The organism is Variovorax sp. V118, from assembly GCF_041154445.1.
GTDB classification, from domain to species: Bacteria; Pseudomonadota; Gammaproteobacteria; order Burkholderiales; family Burkholderiaceae_C; genus Variovorax; species Variovorax boronicumulans.
Genome location: NZ_AP028663.1, coordinates 1,514,844 through 1,528,381 on the forward strand (window position 1 = coordinate 1,514,844; position 13,538 = coordinate 1,528,381).

Sequence of the window (13,538 nt, forward strand, 5' to 3'; positions counted from 1 at the left end):
GGGGCCGGGGGCGAAGCCTCAACCCGGCGCGAGCCGCCGGGCAAACCAGTCCGCCACGAAGGCAGTCCGCTGCGCCGCGTGGTTGTAGATCGTGTGCTCGCCGTCTTCCCACACGCGCAAGGTGACGTCGGGGTTCGTCGCGGCTTCCCGAAGTTCGATCAATAGCTGGGAGGCGCCGGGGCGTCGGCGGGGATGGCGCCGGGTTGGAAAACCTGCGTGAAGTCGCAGCATTCCTGTGCAAGCAGCACCGTGGAGTCGATCAACGTGCTTCGCTGCTCGCTCCTGCTCATTGCGACGTAGGTGATGTCGGGGATTGCCGGCGTGACCTTGATGGGTTGCAGCAAACCCAGGTCGACCATCGGAGCGAGGCAATCACGAGGAAGGGGACTGATCCCGATTCCAGACACGGTCATGCCGATGATGGCAATGATGCTGTTGCTGGGCAGCGACTGCTTCGGGGTGAGGCCGAAGGACTTGAACCAGTTCTCCGAGGCGAGGCCCGCCCCCGAGCGGCTGCCCTGGGTCAGGATTCGATGCGAGGCCAGCTCGTGGAGGCGCAACGTCCTGTCCGCAGGCAGCATGCCGGGCTTGCACATCCAGGCGCTGACCACCTTGCCGATGGCTTTCTTGGTGATCCGGCTGTCGTCTTCCGCGTCGGGAACGATCGCAAGATCAATCTCGTCGGCCAGGAGTCTCTTGCGAATGGTCACGCTGCCGTCGACGTCGGGCTCCAGCACAACGCGGGGGTGATGAACCTGCATCATGCCCACCAGCCGCGGAAACCATGTCATTGCGGTGAGTTCGGTGAGGCCGATTCGCAGTCTGCGTTCGACAACCTGTGCCTGTGCAAGCTGCTCCATCGCTTCGTCGCGCTGGGCAAGAAGCCGCTTTGCGATCGCAAAGGTCTGCTGCCCCTTCTCCGTCAATCGGGCGGCGCGTGAAGAGCGGTCGAACAGTGAAGTGTCCAGGAGGCTCTCCAGTTCCTGGACTCGCCGCGAGATCGCCGACTGCGTGGTGTGAAGCTTCTCGGCGGCCTGCGAGAAGCCGCCAAGCTTGACCACCCAATAGATCGCCTCAAGTTGCTTGAACGACATCATGTTCGTTCTTTCGGTGGGATTTCATGCACTGCGGGTTCCCCCTTGGTATATGTGAAAAACAGATGCAATTCTATAAAAATAAATCGTTTTTTTTAATTTTTCAAAGTCTCCAGAATGCGGGCTTCCATCTCATTTCTTGGCCTCTGGCATCAAGCCGCTTCAGGAGTTGCGCTCATGTTCCGATTGACTTTCACTCGCGTCATCGCCGTCGCTCTTTGCGTCTGCGCCACCACGGCACAGGCCGATCGTCTCAGCGACATCAAGGCGCGCTCCAAGCTGGTGTGCGCAACGCTGACGGGGGCGGAACCCCTTGCGTTTCAGAACCCCGCCACCCGCGAGTACGTCGGCTTCGACGTGGATACGTGCAAGAGCCTCGCAAAGCACCTCCACGTTGAACTGGAGCACCGCCCGATTTCCGTCGAAGCCCGCATTCCCGAGTTGGCGCTGGGGCGTGTGGATGTGGTGGCGGCCTCCCTGGGCTACACGAAGGAGCGTGCCGAGCAGATCGCCTTTTCGGACATCTACTACCAGCTGCCCTTGAAGATCATCGTGGCGAGCAATTCGCCCATCCAGACGTTCGCCGACCTTGCCGGGAAGAAGATCGCCGCCAACAAGGGCTCGACCTCGGAGCTCAACGCTCGCAACAAGCTTGCGGGTTCCGAAGTGGTGACCTACCAGGACGGCACCATGGCCTTCCTGGCGCTCGCACAGGGAAAGGTTCAGGCATATGCCATTTCTCAAGCACCCGGCGCGCGACTGCTCCACGAAAGCTCGGGCAAGTTCCGCTTCCTCGACGAGTCCCTCGTCTACGAGCCCACGGGCCTGGGTGTGAAGAAGGGCGAGGGCGAATTGCTCGATGCGGTGAACAAGGCGCTGCGCGACATGGAGTCGTCTGGGGAACTCGATGCGTTGTGGCGCAAGTGGTTCGGGCCCGACACGAAGCTGAAGATCGTTCGCGAGAAGAAGCTGACGCCCCTCAGTGCATTCTGATCAAGTTCGCAAATCAGAGCCACGAGCGCATCCATGCTTGATCTGAATTTCGGGGCCGTGTGGAACGGCCGCTATCTGGACTGGTTGATCGCCGGCGCGTGCAACACACTCGTGCTCTTCGCCGCTGCATGGGTGTCGGGCCTCCTGCTGGCACTTGTCGTCGTTTCCATGCGGCAGTCCGGCTTGACCGGACACGATATGAATCGAACACTTACCGAGAGACATCCAGGGGCTCCTGATTGCTCGACCCACCTGAGTCGGCGATCCGCCATGCAGCTCGCGACCGCTGGTCTGGCGGTGTGGACGGCAGGTGCATGGGCGGCGTCGGCGCAGAGCGACGCCTTTCCCGTGCGGCCCATTCGCATGGTCATTCCATTTCCTCCATCGGGCGCCGCCGATCTCGTCGGCCGCCTGTATGCCAAGGCTCTGGCAGAACTCTCGGGTCAGCCGGTGGTTCCTGACAACAGGCCTGGCGCAAGTGGCCTGATCGGGGCACAGAACGTGCTCGCATCTGCGCGCGACGGATATTCGCTGCTGATCGGGAGTTCGTCGACGCTTGCAGTGAACGCTGCCATCGCCAAGAGCTTGCCCTACGATCCTCTGACCGACTTTGTACCCGTGGGCGTCCTGGCAACGGGGCCCGTTGTGCTTGTGACGGGGGCATCCTCGGGAATCAAGAGCTTCGAAGACCTGGTCCAGAAAGCACAGGCCCGTCCCAAGACCCTGAACCTGGGCACCGGCTCCACGGCCTTGCAGCTGCAAGCCGAATGGCTCAACGAGACAGTGGGCATGAAGATGACGACCATTCCGTACAAGGGTGGCAGTGAGGTGGCCTCCGCCTTGTTGGCAAATGCCGTCGACGTTGGAATGCTGGATGTGTCGGCAGCCCATGCCCTCATCCGGTCGGGCAAGTTGCGAGGTCTTGTACTTGGTGCAAGCCAGCCTCTCGCCTCGCTCCCGGGTGTGCCGACGACCGCGCAACTCGGTGTCAGGGGCTATACCGGCGAATCCTGGATCGTCACTGCGGTAGCTGCGGGCACTCCGGATCATGTGGTTGACTACTACGCCACGGTGCTGGCGAAGGCCGCCCAGCTGCGATCGACGCAGGATTGGCTCCGCGAGCGAGACCTCGGCTACGTCTATCGCACCGCAGCGCAGACCAAGGCGTTGATCGCTGCCGACATCGCGCTCTACAAGCAGTTGGTCGATCGACTGGGTATCCCGAAGGTATGAAGGCCATGACACCAACACCTCGCACGCTGCTACTGGCTGGGCGCTACAGCCAGGTCTTCAAGGAACCTCTGCTGGCCTGTCTCGGCCCCGGTTGGGTTGCCGAGTCATGGTGCGCCGAGGAGGGCACGGAAGGCTTGACGCGCAAGGCAGCCGTGGCCGAAATCCTGATCGGATCTGCCGAATGGGCGCGACACGCACAAGGCCTCGGTGTTGAAGCGACCTTCGCCGCCAGCCGCCGGCTCGGCCTGACCATTCTCCCGTTCTCGGGTGTCGACTGGTTGCGCTCCGAGTGGGTGCCGGCCAACTCGGTGGTCTGCAACGTCAGCAACGGCAGCGATCCCATTGCCGAGTACGTGATGGGCGCCATCTTGAACGCCGAGATTCCGTTCCGGGAGATGGATGCCGAATTGCGGCAGCACCGATGGACCTGGGGCGGCGGCTCCGTTGTCGGTCGCAAGCACGGCGAGGTGCAAGGCAAGACCATCGGCTTGGTGGGCTACGGAAGAATCGGCCAGCGTGTCGCTCAATTGGCCGCTGCGTTTCGAATGCAGACGATCGCCGTGAGTCGATCGCCCGGCGTCTCCCGCGAGCTGAACTGGTGGCGCGGCATGGAGGCTTTGCCGGCCCTCCTTGCGCAGAGCGACTATGTTCTTCTGTGTGTACCAGGTGGCGCAGAAACGCTGAACCTGATCGACAAGGATGAGCTGTCTCGCATGAAGTCGAACGCCATCCTGATCAACGTCGCGCGCGGGCCGGTCGTCAACGAGGCGTCACTTTTTGGAGCGCTTCAACGCCGCGAAATTCGTGGTGCCATCGTTGATACCTGGTACACGTATCCGCCGCCGTCTTCGATGGTGGGCGCGCCCAGTAGCCTGGCGTTCGAAACCTTGGACAACCTGGTGATGACGCCGCATGCCGCGGGATGGACGGATGAGCTGGAAACGCGCCGGGTTGAAACCGTGGTGCGCAACGTGCACTGCTACCTGCATCGCAAGGCGCTCACCGACGTTGTCATCGACAAGCGTTCAGCGACGAGCGAATGCCTTTGATTTCCTGGAAACCGCTCACTGTGTCTGGAGAAGAACGATGCAATTGACAGCAGCCTGCCTGCCGCCGCCGGAGCACTATGCGGCCCCCGACTTTCAGGTCCCCGCGCGGGCGTGCGATTCTCATTGCCATGTCACGCCTGAAGATTTCTTGAACACGGTGCCGGACGCGAGCTACGAGCCAGCACCGGCACCGCCGGCGGAACTGCGCCGCCTGCGCAGATCGATTAAGTTCGAGCGATCGGTGGTCGTTCAAGCCAGCGTGTATGGCAAGGACAACCGCGCCGTCGAGCAAGCGCTGCGCGCTGAGCCGCAGGTGCTGCGTGGCGTGGTGGTTGGTGATGCGGACACGACCGATGCACAACTCGATGCCTGGCACGCCATGGGCGTCAGGGGGATGAGATTCATCATGTCGGGCCAGCTTGGCGGCACCGTCGATCTCAATGACCTGAAGGTCCTGGCGCCGAAACTGGCGGACCGTGGTTGGCATGCCGAGATCCTTCCCAGGGAGGATCAGTGGCCCTCGCTCAAGTCAACGCTGGAGCAGTTGCCCTGCACGCTGGTCGTCGACCATCTCGGCGGGTTGTCCTTGGGGGAGCAGTCCAGCGAGGCTGAGCGCGTCTTGTCGTCGCTGCTGTCAACGGGCCGTGTGTGGGTCAAGCTGATCGGCTATCGCCTGTCGGCCGACCTTCGTGATCCTCGCATCGCCCGCCGCGCCCAGCGCTTGTACTCCGAAGCGCCAACTCGCATGGTCTGGGGAACCGACTGGCCCCATGTGGGCTTCTCGGTGGAGCAGGACGCCGGCGTCTTGCTCAATGCTCTGGCGAGTTGGTTTGACCACGATGCAAGCGCCATCGAGAGGATCCTTGCCTCCAACCCTGAGGAGCTGTTCGACTTCCCGCGCGCTGCCGTCGGCATGGATCCCGCCGATCCGATCATCGTTACCGGAACCCCACAGCGCCGAACTTGACGCTCGGGGCGAGAACGGGGGGAAGGTGATTCGGCACGGGCCGCGCATTTGTTCAATCCGGTAGTCCCGCTCGGACGGGTTGCGATCACCGGGCGCCAGCTGGCCGGGCCGGGCGAGAATCCTCCGATTCCCCGTCCGCCTTCCCGTCCCACCCGAATCGCCCAGCGCCCGTGACCTCCACCGACCTCCAGGGCTTCATCCTCACGCGCCACTGGCGTGATGCACCGACCGGCACCGAGATCGAGTACTGGCTGGCCACCGAGGCGGGGCCAAGAAAAGTGGTGCTGACCTCCCGCAGCAGCGTCGCGTTCGTCGCCGCCCGGCACAGGGCGGCGGTGGAAGTCCACCTCGCGGCCATGCCGGGCGTGCAGTTGCGTGAGCTCGAGCTCCAGAGTTTCCAGCAGGAAGCCGTGCTCGGCGTCTATGCGACGCACTTTCGCCAGATCGGCCGGTTGGCGCGCGCTCTGCAGGCGCAGGGCATTCCCTTGCTCGAAGCCGACGTGCGCCCGCACGACCGCTACCTGATGGAGCGCTTCATCACTGCCGGTGTGCGGGTGGAAGGCGGGAGCGCCGAGGGCGCCACGCTCGTCGACTGCAAGCTCGGCCCCGCGCCTGAATTCCGGCCGGTACTCAAGGTCGTGTCGCTGGACATCGAGACGAGCCAGCATGAAGGGCTCTACTCCATTGCGCTGGACGGCACGCCGGAGCGCGTCGTCTTCATGCTCGGCGAGCCGCCGCCCGAGCCGGGCGAGCCGATGGACTTCTCGCTCGTCTACTGCCCGACCCGCAAGGCATTGATCGAGCAGCTCAACGACTGGTTCGAGCGCAACGACCCCGACGTCCTCATCGGCTGGAACGTGGTCCAGTTCGACCTGCGCGTGCTGCAGAAGACCGCCAACGACTGCGGCGTGCCGCTGCTGCTGGGGCGGGAGCGCCGGCCCATCGAGTGGCGCACGCATCCGGGCAAGCAGGGCTACCTGTTCGCGCCCACACCGGGGCGGATCGTCCTCGATGGCATCGAGGCGCTCAGGGCCGCGGTGTGGAGCTTTCCGTCCTTCAGCCTCGAGAACGTCTCGCAGACGCTGCTGGGCGAAGGCAAGGCCATCGGCGACGAGTACGACAAGATGGCGGAGATCGAGCGGCGCTACCAGCACGACAAGCCCGCGCTCGCGCTGTACAACATCCGCGACTGCGAGCTGGTCCTGCGCATCTTCGACAAGGCGAAGCTGCTGCAGTTCATGATGGAGCGCGCCCAGGTCACCGGCCTGCAGGCCGACCACTTCGGCGGCTCCATCGCCGCGTTCAGCCACCACTACCTGCCGCGGATGCACCGCCTGGGCTACGTGGCGCCGAACGTGGGCGAGATTGCGAGCAAGGCCTACCCGGGCGGCTACGTGATGGACTCGAAGCCGGGCTTCTACGACTCCGTCGTGGTGCTGGACTACAAGAGCCTCTACCCCTCGATCATCCGCACCTTCCTGGTCGATCCGGTGGGCCTCGTCGAAGGCTCGAACGCGAGCGATGCGACCGGGCTCATCCACGGACCGCAGGAGACTGTCTTCTCGCGCGACAGGCACTGCCTGCCGCAGATCGTGACCACGCTCTGGCACGCGCGGGACGAGGCCAAGCGGGCGAAGAACGAGCCGCTGTCGCAGGCGCTGAAGCTGCTCATGAACTCCTTCGCCGGCGTGCTGGGCGCGTCCGAGTGCCGGTTCTTCAACCCGAAGCTGGTGTCCGCCGTGACGCTGCGCGGGCACGAGATGATGAAGCTCACGCGCGAGTTCGTGGAGCAGCGGGGCTACGAGGCGATCTACGGCGACACCGACTCGATCTTCATCTGGCTCCGGCGCACCCACACCAACGACGAGGCGCACGCCGTCGCGGCCCGCCTGGCGGCCGACATCAACGAATGGTGGGCGCGCACGCTGCGCGAGGAGCAGGGCCTGCAGAGCTTTCTCGAGATCGAGGTCGACACGCACTACAAGAAGTTCTTCATGCCCACCATCCGCGGCTCGGAGGTGGGCAGCAAGAAGCGCTACGCCGGACTCAGCGTGGATGCCGCGGGCAAGGAGGAGATGGTGTACCGCGGCCTGGAGATGGCGCGCAGCGACTGGACTCCGCTGGCGCGCCAGTTCCAGGAGGGCCTGCTGTCACGCATCTTCCAGGGCGAGCCGTACAAGGCCTTCGTGACCGACTATGCGAAGGCGACGCTGGCGGGCGCCAAGGACGACCTGCTCATCTACCGCAAGCGCCTGCGCCATCGGCTCGACGACTACCTGGTCAACGTGCCGCCGCAGGTGCGGGCCGCGCGCATCGCCGACGAGCACAACGCCCGGGTCGGCCGGACCCAGCAGTACCAGAAGGGCGGCTGGATCCAGTACGTCATGACCCGCAACGGGCCGGAGCCGCTGGAAACCCGCCACTCGCGCATCGACTACGAGCACTACCTCACCCGGCAGCTGCAGCCGATCGCCGACGCCATTCTTCAGCCCATGGGAGACAGCTTCGCGGCCTTGACGACGTCGCAGCGCGAGCTCTTCGAGCCAGGATCGCCGTGAAGCGACCGCAGGATCAGGTGCCGGGCCGCGGGTCCTTGTCCGTGATGGACAGGTCGACCGGCACCCGCGTCTCGTGCCGGAGGTTCCCGGGCATCTCGAACACCACCGTGAGGTGCCCCTTGACGCGCTCGAAGGGCTTGTCCAGCTTCACGTAGAAGCCCCGCTGGCTGCTCAGGGCGTTGTCGTAGGTCCAGAGCGAGAAGTCCTGCAGCGACGGCGCACTGCCGTCGTCCTTCAGGCGCAGCTTCTCGTTCTTCTCGTTGGTCAGCGCGTAGTCCTTGATCCGGTAGGTGGCAGCGTCGGCGATGTCGTCGTTCGTGTTGACGATGTGGCCGTTGCGCTTGTATTCGTCGACCTTGGCCTTGGGCAGCGGGTAGTAGGTCAGCACGTCGAACGCGCTCGCCGGTTTTTTCCGGATCAGCGTCTGGTCGGAATTGATGACCATCACGTGCGCACCGAGTTGCGTGAGCAGCGCCCGCGCCTGGTCCGGGGTGTACGGCTGGCGCGGTGCGGCGTGGGCCTGGGAAGCGGGCAGGGCGAACAGGGTGGACAGGACCAGCGGCAGCAGTTTCTTCATCGGGGAGCCCGTGCGGGATGAATGGCGGATGCCGGCCATTAGGCCATGGCAGCGTCATGCTCCCGGTGGGCTCCTAGTCGTCGTCGCGCACCCGGTACTGCCCCATCAGCGTGCGCTGCACGGTCGGCGGCACGGCCTCGTAATGCGACAGCGCGATGGTGTAGCGCCCCTGGCCGCTGGTCATCGCGTTGAGGCGCGACTGGTAGTTGGCCAGCTCGACCTCGGGCACCTGTCCGCCGATGGCCACCGTGCCGGCCCCCAGGCCCGAGGTGCCGGTGACCAAGCCGCGCCGCGACGACAGGTCGCTCGTGACGTCGCCCACGGCATGCTCGGGCACGGCGATCTCGATCTGGACGATCGGCTCGAGCACGGCCGGTTGCGCCTCGCGGATCGCCGCCATGAAGGCCTTGCGGCCGGCGGTCGCGAAGGCGATGTCCTTGCTGTCCACGCTGTGGTGCTTGCCGTCGTAGACCACCACGCGCACGTCGACCACGGGGTAGCCTGCGATCGCGCCGTAGGCCAGCACCTCGCGCACGCCTTTCTCGACCGCGGGGATGAACTGGTTCGGAATGGCGCCGCCCCGGACCTCGTCAGCGAACTCGAAGCCCGCGCCGCGCGCCAGCGGCTCGATGCGCAGGAAGACTTCGGCGAACTGGCCGGCACCGCCGGTCTGCTTCTTGTGGCGGTGGTGGCCCTCGGCCGGCGCGGTCACGGTCTCGCGGTAGGCGATGCGCGGCGGCCGCGTCTGGACCTCGAAGCGGTACACCTCGCGCAGGCGCTCGAGCACGAGGCGCAGGTGCAGCTCGCCGAGGCCGTAGAGCACCGTCTCGTTGGTCGCGGCCACATGCTCGATGCGCAGGCACGGGTCTTCGGCCGCGAGCTTGCCGAGGATTTCCCAGGCGCGCTGCTCGTCGCCATGGCGCTTGGGCTCCACGGCCAGGCCGTACACCGGCACCGGGAACGGCAGCGGCGCGAGGTGCACATGGCTGTCTTCGGCCGCATCGTGCAGCACGGCATCGAAATGGATCTCGTCGACCTTGGCCACCGCCACGATGTCGCCGGGCACTGCGTGCGACACCTCGACATGGTCCTTGCCCTGGAGCATGAACAGGTGCCCGACCTTGAAGGGCTTGCGGCCGTCGCCGATGTAGAGAAGGCTGTCGCGCGTGACCGTGCCCTGGTGCACGCGGAAGATGCCCATCTTGCCGACATAGGGGTCGATCGTGACCTTGAACACATGCGCCAGCACGTGCAGCGACGGGTCGGGCCGGGCCTGCATGGGCTGGGCCTGCGCGCCCTCGCCGACGAGGAACTCCGGCGGGTTGGCCTCGGTCGGGTCGGGCAGGAGCTTGACGATCACGTCCAGCAGCTCGGCCACGCCGGCGCCGCTGCGCGACGAGGTGAAGCACACCGGGATCAGGTGGCCTTCGCGCAGCGCCTGCTCGAGCGGCGCGTGCAGCTCGGACGGGTCGACGTCGCCTTCCTCGAGGTAGCGGTCGACGAAGGCCGCGTCGACCTCGACCACCTGTTCCACCAGCGCGCGGTGCGCCGCTTCGACGGGGCCGAAGTCGGAGCGTCCGAAGCGGTTGAAGAAGCAGTCGATCACCTGCCGGTTAACCCCGTCGGGCACGTTCAGCGGCAGGCATTCGCGGCCGAAGGTGGCCTGGATGTCGGCCAGCAGGCCCGACAGCGAGACGCCCTGCGAGTCGATCTTGTTGACGATGATCATGCGGGCGAGGTGGCGCGAGGCCGCGTAATCCATCATGCGCACCGCCATCGGCTCGATGCCGGTGGCGGCATTGATGACCACCGCCACCGTCTCGACCGCCTCCAGCGCCGGCAGGCTCTGGCCGAGAAAGTCGGGGCCGCCGGGCGTGTCGATGAGGTGGATGCGCGTGCCGGCGTGCGTGAGGTGCATCACCGAGGCGTTGAGCGAATGCAGCATGCGGCGCTCGAGCGGGTCGTGGTCGCTGACGGTGCTGCCGCGCTCGACGCTGCCGCACGCGCCGACGGCGCCCGCCTTGAACAACAGGGCCTCGGCCAGGGAGGTCTTGCCAGCGGCCGCCGCGCCCACCAGCGCCAGCGTTCGCACTGCTTCCATTTCGGCCGCGAGGCCGTTCGATCGGCTTGGCATGGCGGGACTCCTTTGCGCGTCCGCAAGGCCGGCCCGGCGGCCCGCAAGGGCTCGGGTGCTGCGCATCGACGCCGGGCCAGCGTACGGGATTGACCGTGCCGATGCAAGCCGGGGAGGGCGCGCCGGTCGGCCGCTCAGGGCTCCTGCGGCGCGGTGCCTTCGGATGGCGGCCGGTCGGCGGGCAACCTGCCCAGCCGCGACGAGGTCGCGCGCTCCGTGCGGATCTTGCGCAGCGTGTTCGTCAACGCCTGCGGGCTCGTGTTGAGCTGCCTCGCCGCCTTGGCCGGGCGCATGCCCTCGACCAACACCAGCCGCGCGGCGGCAAGGGACGGGGTGGCCTGCAGGTGCAGCAGCTCGGCCACCTGCCAGAACTCGGCCGAGGTGAAGGTGCCGAGGTCCGGCGGTAGCGAGCGCGAAGGGACGGCCTGGCGTTTCTCGAAAACGCAGTGGGGCGCCGGGTCCATCTGCCCGACCCGCGCGACCAGCGCCTCGAGGTAGGCCTGCGTGGCGGGGGTGTTGGAGACCCAGTTCGAATGGATGACCAGCTTCGTCCCGTCGTCGGGGAACGTGTGCTCCCAGCTGACCCTCAACTCCGTCATGGCTGGCTGCGGAACGAGCGCATCATGGGGCGGCTCGTTTCCATGTGATTTTTTTGCATTCGTGCAGTATGTCGCGACAACTCGCGCATTCTTTTGTAGATGTCGCCAGTGTGACCGATGAAGGTGGGTTTTATCCCGGACTTTCGGTGTAGGCGAATGGAAAGACGGGCCGCCTCACGGCGATGTGGCACGCGAGGCCCGGCGGCCGCCGGAGGCGAGCCAAGAAGGGCGCACGAACACGCGCCGCGCGCGGCCGGCGCGACGAGGGTCGTCTTCCTTGCGGTCTGTCCGCCCTAGGCCGATGCGGCCGATGGCTGGGCGGATGTGGCCTGCGGTTGTTCCTGCGAGGTGCGAACCGGCGCGGGGGGACCGCAGTCGTCCGGCATCTTGCGCGAGGTACCTCTCACGAGGTGGCGGGGCACGTGGTGTGTCTTGATGAAAAGTGCCAGCGCCTCGCTGCGCGCGGGCTCGGAGACCGGTAGAAACATGTGCAAAGCGCTCATGGTGTCGTTCCGTCGATGCCAGGCAGGAAGGCGGCGCACCCGCTTGTGCCGGGTGGCTGGCGACCCCTGGCATGGCCGCCCGGCGAGCATTATGAGCGTCTGGATCAACCGCGTTGGCGCTGATGTTTTCGGGCGTTCGGCCGCGCCAGAATGCTCGCTTGTCAACAGGAGCACACCCCATGGGCCACACCGCAACGATCGTCTCCACCGACGTCAATTTCAACCACCGCATCCAGGTCGGCAAGTTCCGGCTCGTGGCGGACGAGCCGGCGTCGCTGGGCGGGCAGGGCGCGGGGCCGGCGCCCTACGACTACTACCTGGCCGCGCTGTCCGCCTGCACCGCGATCACGCTGCGGATGTACGCCCAGCGCAAGGGCTGGGAGCTGGGCGAGTTCAAGGCCGAGCTGAGCTTCACGAAAGACGCGGACGGCAAGGCGCACATCCACCGCGTGCTGCACGCCAGCGCACCGCTGACCGATGCACAGTGGAGCCGGCTGCTCGAGGTGGTGGCCAACACGCCCGTCACCAAGACGATGCGCGAAGGCGCCGAGATCACGAGCGAGCGTGGGGCGGCGGCCGCCTGATTCGGGCCGCAGGCGCGGCGCCGCTCAGCGCCGAGAGATCACGCGAACCACGGGTTCGCTGTGCACGCGAAAACCCATGCGCTCATAGATGCGCCGCGCACCCGCGTTGCCTTGCATCACATGCAGCACCGGCACTTCGCCGCGCTGCATCTGCTGCGCCACCAGGCGCGTGACGAGGCGCTTCGCGTAGCCCTTGCCCTGTGCATCAGGGTGCGTGCAGACACCACTGATCTCGCGCAGCGTGCCGGCGGCCATGCGCTCGCCGGCCATTGCGACGAGGCGGCCGTTGTCGTCGAAGCAGCCGACGTACTCGCCGAGTTCGATGGTGCGCGTGGAGAAGGGGCCGGGGCGGGTGAGGTCGGCCAGGGCCAGCACTTGTTCTACATCTGCCGCGCCGAGCCGGACTACATCAGGGAGCGTGTCGGCCACGGGCGCAGGCGCGTCCCAGATCATCTTCACGATGACCGACTCCATGTCGACCTGCCAGCTGGACGGCGCGGGGCCCGACCAGCCGATGGCATAGAAGTGCTCGTCCGGCGTGCAGTAGGGCAGCAGCGCGTCGAGGTCGGGGTGCAGTGCGTCGGCAAAACCGACGATGGGGGAGAAGCCTGTGGCGTAGCGGCGTGCGGTCGATGTGCCGGCGGCAAAAGACGCATGCGGGCCCGAGAGGGCGTGCCAGGTGAGGTTGGTGAGGAGGTCTGTCATGGGACTGGATTCTTTCGGCCTGACAGGGACCGTTTTGCGCCGACCGTTGATGTGGGGGGGCGGCGCCTCCTCGTCGGTGACGAGGAGGTGTGTCGCGTCACGCGGCGAGGGCAACCTCGCCGGTATCAGCGACTCAGTGCATCAGCACTTCATGGCCGTGGCTTGTGCGGCGAAGGCGTCGGAAGCGGCCTTGCAGGCGGCGCCGAGTTGGGCGGCGTTGGCGCCGTAGCTGGCCCAGGTGGCCTTGGTCTGCTCGAGGCTGGACTTCAGGGCGTCGGCGGCGGCGCCGCTTTGCTTGCCCACGCAGGCGCTCACCTTGTCCAGGTACTCCTGGCATTCCTTGGGCACGTCGGCCGATGCCGTCGTGGTGGCAGCGGGCGCGGCAGCAGCCGGTGCGCTGGCGGCCGGTGCGGGTGCCGGCGTGGCCGGTGCTGCAGCAGGTGCTGCGGGTGCGGCCGGCGCTGCGGGCGTGGACTCTTGCTTCGAGCAAGCGGTGATGGCGGCAGCCACGAAGATGAGTGCGAGCAGTTTGTTCATTTTTT

Annotated in this window: 14 protein-coding genes; 6 read left to right on the forward strand and 8 right to left on the reverse strand. The window is 66.1% G+C overall.

Going from position 1 to position 13,538, the window contains the following annotated elements; all coding sequences use genetic code 11:
• Positions 1 to 18: 18 nt before the first annotated feature.
• Together ACAM52_RS06950 and ACAM52_RS06955 are read right to left on the reverse strand one after the other, a co-directional pair.
• Positions 19 to 162 (reverse strand): hypothetical protein, encoded by a 144-nt coding sequence (locus tag ACAM52_RS06950; RefSeq protein WP_369646522.1) that lies wholly within the window; start codon positions 160 to 162, stop codon positions 19 to 21.
• Complete coding sequence (locus ACAM52_RS06955) at positions 159 to 1,097, reverse strand: LysR family transcriptional regulator (protein ID WP_308789331.1); 939 nt, start codon at positions 1,095 to 1,097, stop codon at positions 159 to 161. The genes ACAM52_RS06950 and ACAM52_RS06955 overlap by 4 nt, the downstream gene beginning before the upstream one ends.
• 174 nt (positions 1,098 to 1,271) lie before the next feature.
• Between ACAM52_RS06955 and ACAM52_RS06960 the strand changes: the two genes are divergently transcribed.
• The 5 genes from ACAM52_RS06960 to ACAM52_RS06980 all read left to right on the forward strand — a co-directional run bounded on the left by ACAM52_RS06960 (position 1,272) and on the right by ACAM52_RS06980 (position 7,894).
• Positions 1,272 to 2,087, forward strand: a complete 816-nt coding sequence (locus ACAM52_RS06960; RefSeq protein ID WP_369646523.1) for an ABC transporter substrate-binding protein — start codon at positions 1,272 to 1,274, stop codon at positions 2,085 to 2,087.
• Positions 2,088 to 2,120: 33 nt separating this feature from the next.
• Positions 2,121 to 3,320, forward strand: coding sequence for a Bug family tripartite tricarboxylate transporter substrate binding protein (locus ACAM52_RS06965; RefSeq protein ID WP_369646524.1), 1,200 nt, complete (start codon positions 2,121 to 2,123; stop codon positions 3,318 to 3,320).
• 5 nt (positions 3,321 to 3,325) lie between these two features.
• Entirely contained in the window at positions 3,326 to 4,369 is a 1,044-nt protein-coding gene (locus ACAM52_RS06970; RefSeq protein WP_369646525.1) for a 2-hydroxyacid dehydrogenase, read from the forward strand.
• A 37-nt stretch (positions 4,370 to 4,406) separates the two neighbouring features.
• Positions 4,407 to 5,336 carry an amidohydrolase gene (locus tag ACAM52_RS06975; protein WP_369646526.1) on the forward strand — a complete coding sequence of 310 codons (930 nt, stop codon included), beginning with the start codon at positions 4,407 to 4,409 and terminating at the stop codon, positions 5,334 to 5,336.
• A 170-nt stretch (positions 5,337 to 5,506) separates the two neighbouring features.
• The gene (locus ACAM52_RS06980; RefSeq protein WP_369646527.1) at positions 5,507 to 7,894 is read left to right on the forward strand and encodes a DNA polymerase II; all 2,388 of its coding nucleotides are present in this window, start codon (positions 5,507 to 5,509) and stop codon (positions 7,892 to 7,894) included.
• A gap of 13 nt (positions 7,895 to 7,907) precedes the next feature.
• On the opposite strand, the gene ACAM52_RS06985 is transcribed toward ACAM52_RS06980, so the two are convergent.
• The 4 genes from ACAM52_RS06985 to ACAM52_RS07000 form a co-directional block, all read right to left on the reverse strand.
• Positions 7,908 to 8,471, reverse strand: coding sequence for a hypothetical protein (locus ACAM52_RS06985; protein WP_369646528.1), 564 nt, complete (start codon positions 8,469 to 8,471; stop codon positions 7,908 to 7,910).
• A gap of 73 nt (positions 8,472 to 8,544) precedes the next feature.
• Positions 8,545 to 10,605 carry an elongation factor G gene (fusA, locus tag ACAM52_RS06990; RefSeq protein ID WP_369646529.1) on the reverse strand — a complete coding sequence of 687 codons (2,061 nt, stop codon included), beginning with the start codon at positions 10,603 to 10,605 and terminating at the stop codon, positions 8,545 to 8,547.
• A 134-nt stretch (positions 10,606 to 10,739) separates the two neighbouring features.
• Entirely contained in the window at positions 10,740 to 11,204 is a 465-nt protein-coding gene (locus ACAM52_RS06995) for a hypothetical protein (protein WP_062471967.1), read from the reverse strand.
• A 293-nt stretch (positions 11,205 to 11,497) separates the two neighbouring features.
• Positions 11,498 to 11,707 carry a hypothetical protein gene (locus tag ACAM52_RS07000; protein WP_369646530.1) on the reverse strand — a complete coding sequence of 70 codons (210 nt, stop codon included), beginning with the start codon at positions 11,705 to 11,707 and terminating at the stop codon, positions 11,498 to 11,500.
• Between the two features lie 179 nt (positions 11,708 to 11,886).
• Here ACAM52_RS07000 and ACAM52_RS07005 point away from each other — a divergent pair, with 179 nt between their 5' ends.
• A complete protein-coding gene (locus ACAM52_RS07005) occupies positions 11,887 to 12,291 on the forward strand; it encodes an OsmC family protein (RefSeq protein ID WP_369646531.1) in 405 nt (134 codons plus the stop codon).
• Between the two features lie 24 nt (positions 12,292 to 12,315).
• On the opposite strand, the gene ACAM52_RS07010 is transcribed toward ACAM52_RS07005, so the two are convergent.
• Positions 12,316 to 12,996 (reverse strand): GNAT family N-acetyltransferase, encoded by a 681-nt coding sequence (locus ACAM52_RS07010; RefSeq protein ID WP_369646532.1) that lies wholly within the window; start codon positions 12,994 to 12,996, stop codon positions 12,316 to 12,318.
• A gap of 141 nt (positions 12,997 to 13,137) precedes the next feature.
• Positions 13,138 to 13,533 (reverse strand): hypothetical protein, encoded by a 396-nt coding sequence (locus ACAM52_RS07015; protein WP_095947027.1) that lies wholly within the window; start codon positions 13,531 to 13,533, stop codon positions 13,138 to 13,140.
• Between the last annotated feature and the right edge of the window lie 5 nt (positions 13,534 to 13,538).